Source organism: Rhodoblastus acidophilus (assembly GCF_009720655.1).
GTDB classification, from domain to species: Bacteria; Pseudomonadota; Alphaproteobacteria; order Rhizobiales; family Beijerinckiaceae; genus Rhodoblastus; species Rhodoblastus acidophilus_A.
Map to the genome: position 1 here is coordinate 52,264 of NZ_WNKS01000013.1, position 16,670 is coordinate 68,933.

14 protein-coding genes are annotated in these 16,670 nt (G+C 64.3%); 5 read left to right on the forward strand and 9 right to left on the reverse strand.

Annotated elements, in window-relative coordinates; genetic code table 11:
• Positions 1 to 3: 3 nt before the first annotated feature.
• The gene (fabB, locus tag GJ654_RS13890) at positions 4 to 1,224 is read right to left on the reverse strand and encodes a beta-ketoacyl-ACP synthase I (protein WP_155446771.1); all 1,221 of its coding nucleotides are present in this window, start codon (positions 1,222 to 1,224) and stop codon (positions 4 to 6) included.
• A gap of 68 nt (positions 1,225 to 1,292) precedes the next feature.
• Positions 1,293 to 1,805 carry a 3-hydroxyacyl-[acyl-carrier-protein] dehydratase FabA gene (fabA, locus tag GJ654_RS13895; RefSeq protein WP_155446772.1) on the reverse strand — a complete coding sequence of 171 codons (513 nt, stop codon included), beginning with the start codon at positions 1,803 to 1,805 and terminating at the stop codon, positions 1,293 to 1,295.
• A 179-nt stretch (positions 1,806 to 1,984) separates the two neighbouring features.
• Here fabA and irrA point away from each other — a divergent pair, with 179 nt between their 5' ends.
• Positions 1,985 to 2,470, forward strand: coding sequence for an iron response transcriptional regulator IrrA (irrA, locus tag GJ654_RS13900; RefSeq protein ID WP_155446773.1), 486 nt, complete (start codon positions 1,985 to 1,987; stop codon positions 2,468 to 2,470).
• A gap of 743 nt (positions 2,471 to 3,213) precedes the next feature.
• The gene (gene dnaA, locus GJ654_RS13905; RefSeq protein ID WP_155446774.1) at positions 3,214 to 4,641 is read left to right on the forward strand and encodes a chromosomal replication initiator protein DnaA; all 1,428 of its coding nucleotides are present in this window, start codon (positions 3,214 to 3,216) and stop codon (positions 4,639 to 4,641) included.
• Between the two features lie 154 nt (positions 4,642 to 4,795).
• On the opposite strand, the gene GJ654_RS13910 is transcribed toward dnaA, so the two are convergent.
• A complete protein-coding gene (locus tag GJ654_RS13910; RefSeq protein WP_155446835.1) occupies positions 4,796 to 6,187 on the reverse strand; it encodes a L,D-transpeptidase family protein in 1,392 nt (463 codons plus the stop codon).
• A 275-nt stretch (positions 6,188 to 6,462) separates the two neighbouring features.
• Between GJ654_RS13910 and GJ654_RS13915 the strand changes: the two genes are divergently transcribed.
• Positions 6,463 to 7,203: a DUF2076 domain-containing protein gene (locus tag GJ654_RS13915; protein ID WP_319802132.1), complete on the forward strand. Its 741-nt coding sequence runs from the start codon at positions 6,463 to 6,465 to the stop codon at positions 7,201 to 7,203.
• Positions 7,204 to 7,494: 291 nt separating this feature from the next.
• On the opposite strand, the gene GJ654_RS13920 is transcribed toward GJ654_RS13915, so the two are convergent.
• Positions 7,495 to 8,019 carry a CYTH domain-containing protein gene (locus GJ654_RS13920; protein WP_155446775.1) on the reverse strand — a complete coding sequence of 175 codons (525 nt, stop codon included), beginning with the start codon at positions 8,017 to 8,019 and terminating at the stop codon, positions 7,495 to 7,497.
• Positions 8,020 to 8,358: 339 nt separating this feature from the next.
• Here GJ654_RS13920 and GJ654_RS13925 point away from each other — a divergent pair, with 339 nt between their 5' ends.
• Complete coding sequence (locus GJ654_RS13925) at positions 8,359 to 8,817, forward strand: YaiI/YqxD family protein (RefSeq protein WP_155446776.1); 459 nt, start codon at positions 8,359 to 8,361, stop codon at positions 8,815 to 8,817.
• A 19-nt stretch (positions 8,818 to 8,836) separates the two neighbouring features.
• Here GJ654_RS13925 and GJ654_RS13930 read toward each other — a convergent pair whose 3' ends face one another.
• The 4 genes from GJ654_RS13930 to GJ654_RS13945 form a co-directional block, all read right to left on the reverse strand.
• Entirely contained in the window at positions 8,837 to 10,315 is a 1,479-nt protein-coding gene (locus GJ654_RS13930) for an amino acid permease (protein ID WP_155446777.1), read from the reverse strand.
• A 69-nt stretch (positions 10,316 to 10,384) separates the two neighbouring features.
• Positions 10,385 to 11,743 carry a TAXI family TRAP transporter solute-binding subunit gene (locus tag GJ654_RS13935; RefSeq protein ID WP_155446778.1) on the reverse strand — a complete coding sequence of 453 codons (1,359 nt, stop codon included), beginning with the start codon at positions 11,741 to 11,743 and terminating at the stop codon, positions 10,385 to 10,387.
• A gap of 30 nt (positions 11,744 to 11,773) precedes the next feature.
• Positions 11,774 to 12,940: a radical SAM family heme chaperone HemW gene (gene hemW, locus GJ654_RS13940; protein ID WP_155446779.1), complete on the reverse strand. Its 1,167-nt coding sequence runs from the start codon at positions 12,938 to 12,940 to the stop codon at positions 11,774 to 11,776.
• A gap of 149 nt (positions 12,941 to 13,089) precedes the next feature.
• Positions 13,090 to 14,289, reverse strand: coding sequence for an amino acid aminotransferase (locus GJ654_RS13945; protein ID WP_155446780.1), 1,200 nt, complete (start codon positions 14,287 to 14,289; stop codon positions 13,090 to 13,092).
• Between the two features lie 299 nt (positions 14,290 to 14,588).
• Here GJ654_RS13945 and rpoH point away from each other — a divergent pair, with 299 nt between their 5' ends.
• On the forward strand, positions 14,589 to 15,500 hold the full coding sequence (rpoH, locus tag GJ654_RS13950) for an RNA polymerase sigma factor RpoH (RefSeq protein ID WP_155446781.1): 912 nt from the start codon (positions 14,589 to 14,591) through the stop codon (positions 15,498 to 15,500).
• Positions 15,501 to 15,545: 45 nt separating this feature from the next.
• On the opposite strand, the gene GJ654_RS13955 is transcribed toward rpoH, so the two are convergent.
• A complete protein-coding gene (locus tag GJ654_RS13955) occupies positions 15,546 to 16,670 on the reverse strand; it encodes a hypothetical protein (RefSeq protein WP_155446782.1) in 1,125 nt (374 codons plus the stop codon).

A 16,670-nucleotide genomic window follows, 5' to 3' on the forward strand; every position in this document is an offset into this window, starting at 1 on the left:
CCTTTACGCGTCGACGTGCTTGAAGATCAGCGTGGCGTTGGTGCCGCCGAAGCCGAACGAGTTGGACAAGACCGCGCCGAGCTGCTTGTTGTCCTGCCGCGCGCGGATGATATTCATGTCCGCGAAGGCCGGGTCGAGATTGTAGATATTGGCGCTCTCGCAGATGAACCCGTTCTGCTGCATCAGCAGCGAATAGATCGCCTCCTGCACGCCAGCGGCGCCGAGCGAATGGCCGGTCAACGATTTCGTCGCGGAAATCGGCGGGCACTTGTCCGCGCCAAAAACCTTTCGCAACGCCTCGATCTCTTTGGCGTCGCCAACCGGCGTCGCCGTGGCGTGCGGGTTGATGTAGTCGATCGGAATTTTGCAGGTCGAGAGCGCCATGCGCATGCAGCGCTCGGCGCCTTCGCCCGACGGCGCGACCATGTCGTGGCCGTCGGAGGTCAGGCCGTAACCGGCGAGTTCGGCGTAGATTTTCGCGCCGCGCGCCTTGGCCCGCTCGTATTCCTCCAGCACCAGCACGCCGGCGCCGCCGGCGATGACAAAGCCGTCGCGGTTGGCGTCATAGGCGCGCGACGCTGTCGCGGGCGCATCATTATAGGCAGAGGACATCGCGCCCATGGCGTCGAACAGGACGGACAAGGTCCAGTCCAGCTCCTCGCAACCGCCGGCGAACATCACGTCCTGCTTGCCGTATTGGATCATTTCCGCGGCATTGCCGATGCAATGCGACGACGTGGCGCAGGCGGAGGAGATCGAATAATTGACCCCCTTGATCTTGAACCAGGTGGCGAGCGTCGCCGAGGCCGTGGACGACATGCTTTTCGGCACGGCGAAGGGGCCGACGCGCTTGGGGCCTTTTGTGCGCGTCAGGTCGGCGCATTCCACCACGGTGCGGGTGGACGGACCGCCCGAGCCCATGATGATGCCGGTGCGCGGGTTGGAAATGTCGCCTGGCTCAAGCCCGGAATCGGCGATGGCCTGCTCCATGGCGACATGGTTCCAGCCGGTGCCGTCGGCGTGGAAGCGCATGGCGCGGCGGTCGACCACATCGGCCGGATTCAGCTTGGGCGCGCCGTGAACCTGGCAGCGAAAGCCGAGTTCGGCGTATTTTTCCGCCCGCACGATGCCCGAACGGGCCTCGCGCAACGAGGTGAGAACTTCCCCGGCATTGTCGCCGATAGAGGAGACAATACCCAAACCCGTGACGACGACGCGCCTCATGACTTCAACTCCCGCGCCCCCGGGCGCACATTGCCCCACTCGCCTGAAGATCAGGCTTCGCGCTAAGATCAGCCGGCCGGCTGAAACAGGCCGACGCGCATGTCCTTGACTTCGTAAATGCGCTTGCCGTCGGCTTCGAGCCAGCCGTCGGCGATCCCGAGCTTGAGCTTGCCCTTCATGACACGTTTGAATTCGACGCCATAGACCACTTTTTTCACGGTCGGCAACACCTGGTCGGCGAATTTCACCTCGCCAACCCCGAGCGCCCGGCCGCGGCCGGGCAGGCCCAGCCAGCCGAGGAAGAAACCGGTGAGCTGCCAGAGCGCGTCGAGGCCGAGGCACCCGGGCATGACGGGATCGCCCTGGAAATGGCAGCCGAAGAACCACAGGTCAGGCTTGATGTCGAATTCGGCGCGGATGTGGCCCTTGCCGTTGACGCCGCCCTCTTCGGTGATTTCGACGATGCGGTCGAACATCAGCATGGGCGGCAGCGGCAATTGCGCGTTGCCGGGACCGAACAATTCGCCGCGCCCGCAGGCGAGCAGGTCCTCATAATCGAAACTGTTGCGCCGTTCGCCCATTTTAGGCCGTTCCCCCGTGGCATGCGGCCTTCGCCGCGATTCAGAAACCGCGCCTTCTAACATAGCGCAAACGGCGCCGAAAGACCGTGCGTCACGGGCAAGCTGACGCAGCCCGCCTCGGTTGTCGCCGCGCCGCCCAAACCCTATATTGAGACTGACATCGCGGGGGTTGGGGAAATATGGAGAAATCACATGCGTCCGCGAAATTCCGCGCCGCGCGCAAGAGCGGTGAGCTGAATGGCTGCCCGCTGCACGATCTGCGCGAGAAACTCGACGCCGCGGGCCTGAGGCCGACCAAGCAGCGCATGCGCCTGGGCTGGCTGCTGTTCGGGCGCGGCGACCGCCACGTCACCGCCGAAAAACTGTTCGAGGAAGCGCAGGCGGCGGGCGCGCATGTCTCGCTGGCCACCGTTTACAATACGCTCAACCAGTTCAAGTCCGCCGGGATGCTGCGCGAGGTGACGATCGACGGGACCCGCACCTATTTCGACACCAATATCGACGACCATCAGCATTTTCTCACCGAGGAAGCACATCTCCTGGTTGATCTCCCTAAGGAGCTGATCGACTTCAGCCACCTTCCCGAACCGCCAGAGGGCATGGAGATCGCGCGCATTGACGTCGTTGTGCGGCTGCGCCGGAAGGACGGCGCCCCATCCAACTGAAACGCTCTCCGGGCGACCGGCTGGCCCCGGAGCCTTACGCCGCCAACTGTGTCGAATGCGCACGCCCCCACAAATTTTTCGCGGCGGCCTGAAGCTGTGGTTGGTCGATCTCCATAGATTTTCGTCGCTTAGTGGCAAAATGCGTTGGGGAAGCGCATCAGGGCGTTCTTGACTCGCATCTCAACGGGTCGCGAATCGGCGCAAAATTCACCCGCGTATTTTTTTCCGCGCGGCAAGCGTTTTGCGTTTTTGCTCTGACTCATCGGCATCCCGGGCGCCTCCGTTCAAGATGGAAATCGCGCCGCCCGACGTGGCCGTTCGGCGGGCCAAAAATTGTAGTTTTGCCATTGCACGACCAACCACTCGCGTGTATCGTCAGGCATCTGGTTAAGAGTAGCGTATAAACAAAGCTTAACCATGCGATATTTAAGTATAGAATGATTAACAAGTGAATTTATTCGCATCCACACCTGCCCCAGCGATAAGCGTTGCTCATTGATGCGAAATGATAAAATTTTGATTGCCTTTTTTGGACGAATTTGTTACTAAAAAGACATCTTGTGCGTCCAAGAAACTAGGTGATCCGGAGCAGCGCTGTGCCCCTCTAAATGTCTTCGATGTCGCGCCTGAAGTTCTGGCGGCCTGACTCACCAGCGGCCTGCGTTCGCGTTCCCGATGGTCGAGAATTCGACAAAACAAAAAATTGACAAACGAAAACCCGGCAAACGACAAGAAGACAAGAAATGTCAAAAGCAAACACTCAGAAAGCTCTGAACGGCGTCGCCTGTTCTCGCGCGGATGAATTGGTGAAATTCTGCGCGGTTCTGCGGGCTGAACTGGGTGACGCCATCTATTCGTCCTGGTTCACGCGCCTCGAGCTTGACCGCGTTGCCGAAGGCTGCGCCTTTCTGTCCGTGCCGACCAAATTCCTGAAGAGCTGGATCTGCGCGCATTACTATGAAAAGCTCAGGGCGATCGCCTTGGCGCAATTGCCCGGCGTCACCGACATCTGCCTGTCCGTGCGCAGCGCCTCGTTCAGCCTCGTCGGCGCGGAAGCCGAACCCGCGACCGAGTCCCGCATCGCCCCCCGCAGCCAGGCTCCCATCGTGGCTCCGGCGCGCGAGCCGTCAAGCGCGGGCGTCGAAACGTCGGCGCTCGACACGCGTATGAATTTTTCAAGCTTCCTGGTCAGCAAGTCCAACCAGCTGGCGTTTTCCGCCGCGCAGGAAATCAGCCGGTCCTCGTCGATCTACAATCCGCTCTACATCCATGCCGGCGTCGGCCTGGGGAAGACGCATCTCGTCCAAGCCATCGCCCAGGCCGCGACGGTCGCGGGGCGCAACGCGCTCTACCTGACCGCCGAAAAGTTCATGTACAGCTTCGTGTCGGCGTTGAAGTCGCAGAATTCCCTGTCCTTCAAGGATTCGCTGCGCGGCATCGACATCCTCATCGTCGACGATGTGCAGTTCCTGCAGGGCAAGGCGGTCCAGCAAGAGTTCTGCCACACGATCAACGCGCTGATCGACAATGGGCGGCAGGTGGTCATCGCCTGCGACCGGGTGCCGAACGATCTGGAAAATCTCGACGAGCGGATTCGCTCGCGCCTGGCCGGCGGTCTTTGCGTCGAAATCCATTCTCTCGACGAGGAGTTGCGGCTCAGGATCGTCGAGGCGCGGATCGCGGCGACCAAGATCGTTCAACCGACCTTCGAGGTCGCGCCTTCCGTCGTCTCTATGGTTGCGACCATGATCCGCACCAACGGCCGCGACCTCGACGGCGCCGTCAACCGCCTGCTGGCCCACACCACGCTTGTCGGCTCCGTCCTGACGGTCGAGCAGGCGGAAAACGCCATCCGCGACCTGATCCGCCATCGCGAAGCCAAGCGCGTCAAGATCGAGGATATTCAAAAGCTCGTGGCGACGCATTTCAATGTGAGCCGCGCCGACATCCTGTCCTCGCGCCGCACCGCCAATGTGGTGAAACCGCGCCAGATCGCCATGTATCTGGCGAAGATCCTGACGCCGCGCTCCCTTCCGGAAATCGGCCGGCGCTTTGGCGGCCGCGATCACACCACCGTCCTGCACGCGGTTCGGAAAATCGATGCGCTGGTGGCGAAGGACAGCGCGCTGAAGCGCGAACTGGAGCTGCTGAAGCAATTGCTCGAGGATTGAGGCGAGCCCGCCATTGTCGGGCGCCAGAAAAAAAGTCCGGTGAACTTGAGTTCGCCGGACTTTTTCGTTTGTTTCTAAGCGTTTTCTTCACGCGAACCGGCATCCACTTCGCTCGAAAACGCTCTTGTCGCATCCGCCTGTCTTCACGCGACGATCAGTCGCCCACAGTGTCAAAATTGTAGACGTCGTCGCGGAAATGCACGGTGCCCTCGGCCGAGGCCCAGCCGGTCATATAGACCCAGATCACCGGAATGGGCGCGGTCAGCTTGACGTCCTCGCGCGCGCCCGTCGCGATGCGGTCCTGGATCAGCTGGCCGGTCCAGACGCCGCCATTCGGGGCGGGCGTTTCGCGCAGCAGCCAGGCGGCGAGATCGTAAACCCCCTGCACGCGCACACAGCCGTGCGACAAGAAGCGGTAATCGTTGGCGAACAGGTTCCGCGACGGCGTGTCGTGCATGTAGACCGCGTCGGGGTTCGGCATGGCGATGCGGATCAGGCCGAGCGAATTGCCGGCGCCGGAATCCTGCCGCAAGGTATAATTCTTGGCCTGCTCCGAATTCCAGTTGATCGAGCCAGGGTTCACCTCCTGTCCGCGATTGTTGAGGATGCGGATCCTGGCCCGCGAGAGATAGTTGGGCTGGCGCTGCATTTTCGGAATGATCTCGTTCTTGATGATCGATTCCGGGACGGTCCAGGTCGGATTGAGGTTGACGGCGACGATTTTCGCCGCGATCTGCGGCGAATGGTGATCGGGACCGCCGACGATGGCCACATAGCGGTGCGCGACATGGCCATATTCCACGGCGTCCACGGCGGTCGAGGGCAGGTTGACCACCACATATTTGTCGCCGAAGGGGAAGGACAGGCCCGCGAGCCGGTTGGCCGAGGAGGCCAGTTGCTTGAAGCGGGTGCGCGCGGGCACGTTGAGCGCCCTGAGGGTCGCCCCCGCGACCACGCCGGTCTGGCGCAGGCCGTTTCGAAACTGGAAACGTTTGACGCCAGCGGTCAGGGCCGGGCTCCAGTTGGTCCCGTTCGCCTCGGCGCCCACGAGATCGCCCTCAAGCGCCAGACGCTTGCGCAGGGTCGCGACGGCGGCGCCCTTCGCGCCAGGCGAAAGGGCTGAAACGGTCGGCCAACCGCCCGCATCGGCGATCGCCGCATAGCGCTCCGAGGCTAGAGCCGTGGCGAAGAAGGTTTCGGGCTGCAGCACCGGCGTCGGGTCGTCCGACAGCGCCATTTCGCGCGGCGGCGCCGGCGGCTTGGGTTTTGGCTTTTTCGGCGCGGGGGTTGCGCTTGCGGCGGGCGCGGGCGTTGCGCCCGGATCGGAAGGGGCGGCCGCTGGCGCGGATGCGTCCGGCGCGGGACTGGTCGGAGCCGCCGGGGCGGGCGCGGGGCTCGCGGGCGCAGGGCTCGCGGGCGCGGCCGGGGGCGTTTGGATCGTCGGGGCCGGCGACAGCGGGCTCGGCTCCGCGACCTGCGCGGGCGCCTCCAGCGGAACGGCGAGCGCCGCCAAGGTCAACAATCCCATCCAGTGGCCAACGCGCATAATCGCCAATCCCAATCCTCATCCCAAACGTGCGGTCAACTTAAATCCGCTCCCGCGCGCAACACCAGATGTTTGTCGCCTCGGCAAAGCTTTCCGGCGCCGCTGTGACCTTTTTGCGGCGGCGCTTTCCGCTGTCCCGCCGCCAGTGGCGCCTTGCCGCCGTCTTGCCGCAAGATGACGGAAATTTCATGCGGACCCCGTCTTTGCTTTGTCGCGGCCAGGGCACATATTTTAAGCGTCCGGCCGAGCGCCGACGACAACCAAGGAAATGCGTCATGCCCATGTCGCCCGAAGAACGCCAGATGCTGACCCAATTGTTCGAGCGCGTGCGCAGCCAGGCCGGCGCGCCGCGCGAACAGGATGCGGAAGCATTGATCGCGGACGCCGTCCGCGCCCAGCCCTATGCGCCCTATCTGCTCGCCCAGGCCGTGCTTGTCCAGGAACAGGCTTTGAAGGGCGCAGACCAGAAAATTCGCGAGCTTGAGAGCCGTGTCGCCCAAGCCGAGCAGGCTGCGCAGAGCGCGCAGGCCGCGCAGGAACAGCCGAGAAGCGGCGGCTTCCTCGGCGGCCTGTTCGGCGGCGGCGCTCCCCGGCAGGACCCGCCCTCGCCGTGGGGCCAGGCCAATCAGAATCAGCCCGCGCCTCCGCCGCAAGGCGGCCCGTGGGGCCAGCAGGGCCAGCCCCCGCAGCCCGGTCCGTGGGGCGCGCCGCAAGCGCAAGGCGGCGGCAACACCTTCCTCAAGGGCGCGCTGGGCGCCGCGGCCGGCGTGGCTGGCGGCGTACTGCTCGCCGACACGCTGAAGGGCGTGTTTGGCGGCGGTCATGGCGGCGGCGGCCTTGGCGCCGGCGGGTTAGGCAATGCCGGACTCGGCGGCAGCAGCAGCGGCGGCGGCGGTGAGACCATCGTCAACAATTATTACGGGGATGACCAGCGCGGCGGCCAGGATGACGGATACCAGCAGGCCGACTACGACGACGGCGGCGGCGATTCCGGCGACGACAACTACGAAGCCTGACACAGGACACGCCGTTCCGCGCTCAAGCGGAACGGACGGAATATAATAAACAAATATGGTGAGGCGGGCCGTTTCGAACCATGGCCTCGAAACGAAAGCCCTAGTCATCGACTCAAGCCGCCCCACGCGCCCCCGTGGGGCGGCTTTTCAATGTCCGGCGCAAGGACGGCTCATACGGTTTCCGCAAGATCGCGATCCGCGAAAACGAAATCGCGCGGAAATCCTTCAGGCGAAGGGCGGATTTCCGCGCGACCGGAATAGGATTTCCGAACTGATCGTTCGGAAATCGTGTCAGACCGGCGCCGGTTCGCGCGTGGGCAAGGCCAGCAGTCGCGCCACCGTCAGGGGCGCGTCGGACGCCAGCGCCAGGCGCGCCATATTGCGCTTGTGAAATCTCTCGTCCGCCGTCACTTCGCGTCCGACCCAGGGCGGAAGCGGAAAATCCTGGCTCGCGTGGCCAAGTTCGATTTCCGCGATGGCGATGCCGGCCAGACGCTTTTCATAGAGATCGACCGCCCATTCGAAACCGGCGTGAATCACGCGATAGCGCGATTTTTCCACGACCATGTCGCCACACATGGTCGCCAGCATCATCTCGGCGTCGGCGGGCGGAATGCCATATTCGAACTCCCAGCGCGCGAGTCCGACGGATGCGGTCTTGACCGCAAGCGAGGCGCGCGACTCCCCAAGCCTGACGCGAACCTTGCCGCCGCCGAATTCCCCGACCAGGCCGTCCCGCAGGCGTTCGACCCCCACCGCCTCGTCACGCCAGCCCTCGTTGCGAAGCAGGAATTTGCGCTCGATTTCGATATTCATTCACCAGGCTCGGCCGACATGAGTAGTCCACGTCTGATAAACTGTATTGGCGGCGCGTTCAACACATAGGCGAAGTATCGCAAACTCGAGTGAGATCGACTCATGCGGCATCTGACTAAATTATAGTCATCTCGCTCTTTTTCATCCTGCGTGATCGCATCCTTGCGCCGAGAACGCCGAGAACTTGCTACGTCATCGATCCGCAAGCTTGGCGACACATTTCCCTGCAAGCTTGAGCCGTCGCGCCTCCCGCCCTGTCTCGATCGACCTTGCGCCGCATGCGCCCGTCCTGCGAAAGTCGTCGGATACGAACCGCGATCGGTCGCTATTGGAGGACGCATGGCTGCAAAAATCCTGATCGACGCGGACGCATGCCCGGTGAAGGATGAATGCTACAAGGTCGCGGCGCGGCATGGGCTGAAAGTGTTCGTGGTGGCCAATCGCCTGTTGCAGGCGCCGCGACATCCCATGATCGAGCGCGTCCTTGTGCCGCAGGGGCCCGATGCGGCGGATGACTGGATCGCCGAACGCGCCGAACCCGGAACGGTCGTGGTGACCGCCGACATTCCGCTCGCGGCGCGCTGCGTCAAGGCGGGCGCTTTCGTGCTTGCGCCCAATGGCAAGATTTTCGACGATGCGTCGATCGGCATGGCTCTGGCGATGCGCGACCTGATGGAGGATTTGCGCGCCACAGGCGCCGTGTCGGGCGGGCCCAAGGGATTCTCACCGCGCGACCGCTCGACCTTCCTCTCGGCGCTGGAGCGCGGCGTTCAGCAGGCGCGCAGGAGCCCGACTTGAGTGATTCGCCGCTCGGCGTTCAGCGCCCGATCTTTGCGGCGTTACGGTGGCCGAAGACAAAATAGACCCCCATGCCGAGCACCAGCCAGACCAGCAGGCGCGCCCAGGTCTCCCAGGGCAGGCCCGCCATCAGGCCGAGGCAGGAGAGCACGCCCAAAGCCGGGAGGGCCGGCGAGCCGGGAACGCGGAACGGGCGCGGCGTCTCCGGGTGGCTGTGGCGCAGATACATGACGGCGAGGCAGACCAGCGCGAAGGCGGCGAGCGTGCCGATGCTCACCATTTCGCCGAGCACGTCGATGGGGAAGACGGCGGCGATCAAGGCGACGGCCGCGCCGATCAGCCCCTGGCTGGCGGCGGGCGTGTGCGAGCGCGCGCTGATCCGCCCGAAAAAGCCCGGCAGCAGCCCGTCCCTGGCCATGGCGAACATGATGCGCGCCTGGCCGAACAGCAGCACGAGGATCACCGTGGTCAGGCCGGCGAGCGCAGCGAATTTCACCACCACCGCCAGCCAGGGCAGGCCGATGGCGTCGATCACCGCCGAAATCGGATCGGGCCGGTCGAGTTTTGCAAAAGGCACGACCCCGGTCAGCACCGCGGACACGCCAATATAGAGCGCGGTGCAGATGGTGAGCGAGGCGATCAGGCCGATGGGGATGGTGCGCCGCGGCTCGTGCGCCTCCTGCGCCGCCGTCGAAACCGCGTCAAAGCCGATATAGGCGAAAAACACCACGGCGGCCCCGCGCAAAACGCCGCTCCAGCCGAAGTGGCCGAACTCGCCGGCGTTCTCCGGCAAAAAGGGCGTCCAGTTGGCGGGGACGACATGCAGGCCGCCGGCGACGATCACCACCAGCACCACCGCCAGCTTGAAACCGACCATAATGTTGTTGACGCGCGCGGATTCCCTGGTGCCGAGCATCAGCAGGCCGGTGATGACCAGCACCACCGCCGCGGCCGGCGCGTTGAAAAGCCCGGACGCGCCCGCCGCGCCGGGCGCGTCCAATAAACGCAGAACAGCGCCGGACGGCGCCGTGAGCTGCGGCGGCAGGTGAAGCCCGAGGCTCGACAGCAGGCTCGTCAGATAGCCCGACCACCCCACAGCGACCGTCGCCGCGCCCATGGCGTATTCCAGCACCAGGTCCCAGCCGATGATCCAGGCGAAGATCTCGCCGAGCGCGATATAGACGTAGGAATAGGTGCTGCCCGAGACCGGGATCAGCGCCGCCAGCTCCGCGTAGCAGAGCGCGACAATGGCGCAGGCGAAGCCGGCGAGGGCGAAGGAGAGGACGACGGCGGGACCCGCATAGCGCGCGGCCGCCGCGCCGGTCAGGACAAAGATGCCGGCGCCAATGATGGCCCCCACCCCCAGCGCCGTCAGCGAGAACGGCCCAAGGCTGCGTCGAAACGTTTCGTGAGGCGCGTCGCCGTCGACGTCGTCGATGGTTTTTCGCGTGAGATAGCTTTGGTTCAAGGCGGCCTCGCCGATGTCTTGCGGCTTCATCGTATGTGCGCGGTAAAGGACCATCAAGCCGGCGCAAGCTCAAACTATGAGCATATCCCATGGAAACGCCTAACTGGGGATCGGCGGCGCCTCTTCGGTGATTCCAGGACTTTGCGGCGGCGGTGTTGCGGCCAGATCTTTCCGCCGTCGTTCGATCGCGCGGCGCGCGTGATCGATCGCCAGGGTCGTGATCGGCGCCTGAGAAACATCCGCGGTTCCGGCGGTCATATGATTGACGCAGTTGCGGATCAACTCGTCGAGTTCATCCTCCAGGCGCTCCAACTCCACCGTGTCAGCCCTGCGCGCCGCGTCGGCGATGACCAGCAACTGATAGGCCTGCTGCTCGACGTCCATCAGCTTGCGATTGCGCCATCGACTCCAGCCAAGAGCGCCCAGCGATCCCAGCAGGCTCGCGGGAATGCCGATCACGTAGAGATATTGCTGAAGCGAATCGAGCAGGCTCTGGTCGCCGCTGCTGAGATAGGCCGAGAAGCCGGGATGGATCGGCAGGACCGGGCTTGTGTCATCCGCGTCGGGCGTTTCGATCTGGGTGGCCAGCGGGTCGGCCGCCATCAGCTTTTCCTTGGTGTTCAGCACCGCGCGGCCGATCAGGCCCGCGACCACATTGAGCATGGTTTCGGGGACCACCAGCCGGTAGGTCACGGCGAGGCAGGTCGTGGAATCGTCGGGCGTCGGCGGCTTGCCCTTGAAGGCGCCCTCGGGAACGTCGATGGATTCGAAGCCGGGAAAGCGTTTGACGATGGCGTCGGCCTGATCGATCGCCAGCAGGTCGGGCGCGGCCTTGGTCGCCCGGAAGATCGACGCGGCGACATTGACGGCGTCGCCGGGACCGATCGGCCCCACGGCGAGCGCCGCCGACGCGTGTTTGCGGTGTACGGCCGGACCGATCTCGTCGATGGGGAGAAAAACGCGCTTCACCTTGTCCGGCGCGATGTCGAAATAGGACAGGATGGCGTCCAGCGCCCGCGAATTGTTATCCTGTGTCGGCCCTTGCGGAATCGCCACGGTCTTGCCGGCGAGTTTCGAGACATCGTCGATCGGCGAACCGTCCGGCAGGAAAATGGCGACGACGTCGCGGCGCATGATGGCGATGGTGCGGCCGTTGGTCGGGGGCGAAACGTCGCTGCGCACCAGCGCGAGATCGACCTTGCCGCTCTCCATCGCCTGCGCGCTGTCGACGAGGCTGCCGACGGGGAAGAAGTCGAAGCGCACGCGCGGATGCTGCCCGGTCAGGACCTTGGCGAAAGACCCAACGAAACGGTGCGCCGCGCTTCCCGGCAATCCCGTGGTGATGCGCAAGGTCGCCTGGGGCGACCAGAAATAGACGGCGGAGAGGACCAGGCCGGCGATGAGAAGCAGTCCCGCCGCCGTCAAGGCGACCGGCCGGAAACGGAACAAGGCCATCATGCGCGTCTCCTTTCCCCAGAGCGAAGGAAATCAGGCGGCGAGATCGGCGACCACGGCGTCCAGCACCGGAAATCCTTCTGATGTCACGCGAATGCGGCCCTGACGGGTATATTCCACCATGCCGTGAGCGATCAGGTCGGCGACGCGCGAGGCCTCGAAACGCTTTCCCGTCAGGTTCTGAAAACGCGCGGGATCTATGCCCTCGGCGAGACGCAGACCCATCAGCAAGAATTCGTCGCCTTGGGCTTCCGTCGAAAGCGCTTCGTCCTCTATCAGCCCGTGTCCCTCGGTTTCGACCACGGTGAGCCACATTTCCGGATGCGGCTCGGTGGCCTGAGCGCGTCTGCCGCCCTTCGCCGAAATGACGCGGCCATGGGCGCCGGGACCGACGCCGGCATATTCGCCATAGCGCCAGTAGATCAGGTTGTGGCGGCTCTCGCAGCCGGGCCGGGCGTGGTTTGAAATCTCATAGGCCGGCATGCCCGCCTTCTCGGTCAATTCCTGGGTCACGTCCCACAGGGCGCGGGCGACGTCGGCCTTGGGCATTTTCAGTTTGCCAGCGTCGAACAGCCGCTCGAACATCGTGTCCGGCTCGATGGTGAGCTGGTAAAGCGACAAATGCTCCGGCGCGCGCTTGAGCGCCTCGGTCAGCTCCGCCGCCCAGGCCTGCGGGCTTTGGCCGGGCCGGGCGTAGATCAGGTCGAACGAGGCGCGCGGAAATGTCTTGGTGGCGACGTCAAGCGCGCGAAAAGCCTCGTCGACGCTGTGCATGCGCCCCAGCATTTTGAGGTCGGCGTCATTGAGCGCCTGCACGCCCACCGAGACGCGATTCACCCCCGCCGCCCGATAACCGGCGAAACGGGTGGCCTCGACGCTGGTCGGATTGGCTTCGAGGGTGATCTCCGCCTGGGGATCCAGCTTCCAGTTTTGTCCGACCGCCTCGATGATCCGGGCGACGGTATCGGGCGACATCAGCGAGGGCGTGCCGCCGCCGAAGAAGATGGAGCGCACCACGCGCCCTTTGGTCAGAGCGGCGCGATGCTTCAGCTCGATGAGAATGGCGTTGAGATAGCGGTCTTCCTCATAGGCGCCGCGCCGCACATGGCTGTTGAAGTCGCAATAGGGGCATTTGGCCAGACAAAAGGGCCAATGGACGTAAACGCCGAATCCGGGGTCCTGAGGTGCGATCGAAGCCATGACGGTCTTATGCCATGGCGCGCCGCCCCGGTCACGCGCAGGCTTTACGAATTGTTCACCTTGCTTGCGAAGGGGTTAACGGCGCCGGGCAAAGGGCGTCCGGAAGGACGCCCGTCCAACGGGAAGAGAACCGGCGCCGTTTCGTGCTGTCACGCCTCTTTCATCACCTTGGCGATGCATTCGGCGACATAGTCAATATTGTTCTCATTGAGCGCGGCGACGCAGATGCGGCCGGAATCCAGCGCATAAACTGCGTATTTTTCGCGCAGCAGAACCGCCTGCGGCTTGGTCAGGCGCGAATAGGAGAACATGCCGTTTTGCCGGATGATGTAGGAAAAATCGCGGCCGGGAACGGTTTTCGAAAGCTTTTCGGCGAGCAGTTGACGCATTTTCTTGATGCGCACGCGCATGGCGCCCAGCTCCTCGTCCCATTGCTGGCGAAGCGCCGGATCGGCGAGCACCGCCGCCGCCGCCGCCGCGCCATGGCCGGCGGGCGAGGAATAGGTGATGCGGGCGATGCGCTTGATCTGGCTGAGGACGCGCGAACGCTCCTGGGCGCTGGCGGTGAGCACGCTCAGCGCGCCGACGCGCTCGCCATAAAGCGACAGCGACTTCGAGAACGAGAACGACACGAACAGCGGACCGCCGTCCGAAGCAAACAGGCGCACGGAAAAGGCGTCGGCTTCCAGCCCTTCGGCAAAGCCCATATAGGCGGTGTCGAGGAAGGGGGTCAGGCCGCGCGCGCGGACAATTTTCGCGATCTGGCGCCACTGGTCCTGCGACAGGTCGAGGCCGGTCGGGTTGTGGCAACAGGCGTGCAGCAGCACGACATCGCCCGCCGGGATTTTTTCCAGCGTCGCGATCAGGCCGGCAAAATCAAGTTCGCCGTCCGCGCCGTAATAGGGGTAGGTTTCGACGTCAAAGCCGGCGGCGGTGAACAGGGCGCGGTGGTTTTCCCAGCTCGGATCGCTGATCCAGACCTTGGCGTTCGGCGTGACGACCTTGATCATTTCGGCGCCGAGTTTCAGCGCGCCGGTGCCGCCCAGGGCCTGAACCGTCACCACATTCGCCAAATCGCAGGCGTCGGCGAAAACCATTTTGGCGACGGCGGCGTTGTAATGGGCGTAACCGTCGATCGGCACATAGGTGTGCGGACCGGCTTTGGCGAGCATGGCCTCTTCCGCCTGCTTCACGCAAGCAAGCAGCGGGACCTTGCCGTTCTCGTCCTGGTAGACGCCGACGCCAAGATTGACGCGATGCGGCGTCTTGTCGGCGTTGAACGCTTCGGTGAGGCCGAGGATGGGGTCGCGAGGAAGTTCCTCGACCTGGGCAAACAAAGAGTGGGACATGAGGATCTCGTATTAGACGTTAGTCGCTTGTTAGCGCAACGCGCGAAAAACGCCAGACTCAAATTGGAAAACGACGGATAACGGAACCGTTCGCGCCCAATTGAATTACTAAAATGTAATCGCCGGGAAAGGGCCGCGCCCTCTTTCGGCCATGGTTGGCGGTCCCTATATGTTCCATTCGAAAGCCTGCGGGCCCGCCGGATCGGAACGAGACGGATGGCTCTCGAGCTTGGAAACAGCCGGCTGTTGCGGCTGATGCGGACGCGCCGCGAACGGGCGTCCGCGTTTTGGAGGATTGGATGGCTGCTGCGCTCCCTGTTCTCGCCGGTGATTCCGGCCTGTCGCGCTACCTGGACGAAATCAGGCGGTTCCCCATGCTGGAGCCGCAGGAAGAATATATCCTCGCCAAACGCTGGCGGGAGCATTCCGATGGCGACGCCGCCCACCGGCTGGTCACGTCGCACCTGCGCCTCGTGGCGAAGATCGCCATGGGCTATCGCGGCTATGGCCTGCCCATCGGCGAAGTGATCTCCGAAGGCAATATCGGCCTGATGCAGGCTGTGAAGCGCTTCGAGCCGGAAAAGGGTTTCCGCTTGGCCACCTACGCTATGTGGTGGATTCGCGCGTCAATTCAAGAATATATTTTGCGGTCGTGGAGCCTTGTCAAAATGGGCACCACCGCCAACCAGAAGAAGCTGTTCTTCAACCTGCGCAAGGCGAAGAGCCAGATCTCGGCGCTGGATGACGGCGACCTCAAGCCGCACCAGGTCGACACGATCGCGACCAAGCTCGGCGTCAGCCGCCAGGAGGTGGTGGAGATGAACCGCCGGCTCGGCGGCGACGCCTCGCTCAACTCGCCGCTGCGCGAGGATGGCGACGGCGAATGGCAGGACTGGCTGATCGACGACTCCGCCAGCCAGGAGAATATTCTGGCGGAGTCGGAGGAGAGCGACAACCGCCGCACCGCGCTCGCCCAGGCGCTGAACGTGCTCAACGAGCGCGAGAGGCGGATTTTCGAGGCGCGCCGCCTGAGCGACGAGCCGATGACGCTGGAAGACCTGTCGTCCGAATTCGGCATTTCCCGCGAGCGCGTGCGCCAGATCGAGGTGCGCGCCTTCGAGAAGGTGCAGCAGGCTGTTCGCGAGAGCGTGGCGCGGGTCGAGGCGCTGCCGCCGCGGCCCACGCTGGCGGCGCTGCCCGCGCGCGCCTGAGGTCGAGGAATAAAGGAAGCCGCCGCCGCGACAAAAACGCGGCGGCTATTTTGCGTCCCACTCGGCGATCACCTCGGCGAATATCTTTCGCCCGCCCGCGCCTTTTTCCATGGTGATCTTAGCGATGGAGCCGTTGGCGAGGCTCAGCTGGATGTCCATCCAGTTTGGCGTGGCGAGCAGCGTCTTGTTCTGTTCGACGCTCGCCTGATTGAGTCCCGCCAGGAAGGCGTTGGCCGCGATCTGCACCGGCAGCCCCTGCAAGGCCACGCCCTTGGGCGCGTCGTCGGCGCGCATTTCCGGCATGCCGATCGCGTTGACATTGCCGACGGAGCCTTCGGCGGGGAAAAACCGCACATTGATCGTGTGCGAGAACGACAGCGACGGATCGAAATTCTTCTCGATCAGGACAACCGCCTTGAGCTTGGCGTCGGGCAGGTCGACGTCCGCGCGAATGGCGCTGACCAATTGCTGGTTCGGGCCGCGATTGGTGGATTCGCGCTTCCACACCACGTTTCCGACATAGGTCTTGACGCCGCCGGGCTCGGAGGCGTCACGGGTGAGGAGAGCGGCGCGATAGGCGACCGGCAAGACGGAAGAAGCGCTCGGCTGAGGCTGCGCGACGGGTTCGCCGCCGATGCGTTCGCCGATCTTGCCGCCCGATTCCTGACTGGCGGTGTCCGCCGGAGGCGACAGCTTGGCGAGATCTTCGGGACGATCGCGCAATTTCCAGGCGACAATTCCAACCAGCCCGCCGACCACCACGAGAGCGCCGAGAATGATGGCGAGGCGACGCAAGCCGCCGCCTTCCTCCTTGACCGGCCGAGGCGCGGCGGGCCGGACTTTTTCACGCGGCGCGTCGGCGCGCCGGTCGTCTTCGCGCGGCGGCGTTTCCTCAACGACAGGGGGCGGAGGCGGCTCTGACGGCTCCGTCTTGAGCAGCTCGGCCGCGAGCGCGTCGGCGGCGTCGAATTCCCGCTCCAGCCGCGCGACCGCCTCGTCGAGGGCTTGCGCCTCGCGTTCGATCGCGCCGTGGGGCGGCGGCGGCTGCATCGCGCTGAGCTGCCCGAGCAAGGCTTTCTTCGCCCGCTCGTAAATGGCGCCGCGCGTCTGCGGCGTGGATTTCGGCAGCGCGGCGATCGCCTTCGCCAGCAGGGGATAGTAATCGGCCAT

Bases quoted from the DNA above. Each gene is read 5' to 3' on its own strand.
- GJ654_RS13920 (WP_155446775.1), bottom strand. From the start codon at position 8,019: ATGAATATCGAAATCGAGCGCAAATTCCTGCTTCGCAACGAGGGCTGG.
- irrA (WP_155446773.1), top strand. From the start codon at position 1,985: ATGGAGAAATCACATGCGTCCGCGAAATTCCGCGCCGCGCGCAAGAGC.
- fabA (WP_155446772.1), bottom strand. From the start codon at position 1,805: ATGGGCGAACGGCGCAACAGTTTCGATTATGAGGACCTGCTCGCCTGC.
- GJ654_RS13955 (WP_155446782.1), bottom strand. From the start codon at position 16,670: ATGGCCGATTACTATCCCCTGCTGGCGAAGGCGATCGCCGCGCTGCCG.
- fabB (WP_155446771.1), bottom strand. From the start codon at position 1,224: ATGAGGCGCGTCGTCGTCACGGGTTTGGGTATTGTCTCCTCTATCGGC.
- GJ654_RS13945 (WP_155446780.1), bottom strand. From the start codon at position 14,289: ATGTCCCACTCTTTGTTTGCCCAGGTCGAGGAACTTCCTCGCGACCCC.
- GJ654_RS13910 (WP_155446835.1), bottom strand. From the start codon at position 6,187: ATGCGCGTTGGCCACTGGATGGGATTGTTGACCTTGGCGGCGCTCGCC.
- GJ654_RS13930 (WP_155446777.1), bottom strand. From the start codon at position 10,315: ATGAAGCCGCAAGACATCGGCGAGGCCGCCTTGAACCAAAGCTATCTC.
- GJ654_RS13935 (WP_155446778.1), bottom strand. From the start codon at position 11,743: ATGATGGCCTTGTTCCGTTTCCGGCCGGTCGCCTTGACGGCGGCGGGA.
- GJ654_RS13915 (WP_319802132.1), top strand. From the start codon at position 6,463: ATGCCCATGTCGCCCGAAGAACGCCAGATGCTGACCCAATTGTTCGAG.
- GJ654_RS13925 (WP_155446776.1), top strand. From the start codon at position 8,359: ATGGCTGCAAAAATCCTGATCGACGCGGACGCATGCCCGGTGAAGGAT.
- hemW (WP_155446779.1), bottom strand. From the start codon at position 12,940: ATGGCTTCGATCGCACCTCAGGACCCCGGATTCGGCGTTTACGTCCAT.
- dnaA (WP_155446774.1), top strand. From the start codon at position 3,214: ATGTCAAAAGCAAACACTCAGAAAGCTCTGAACGGCGTCGCCTGTTCT.
- rpoH (WP_155446781.1), top strand. From the start codon at position 14,589: ATGGCTGCTGCGCTCCCTGTTCTCGCCGGTGATTCCGGCCTGTCGCGC.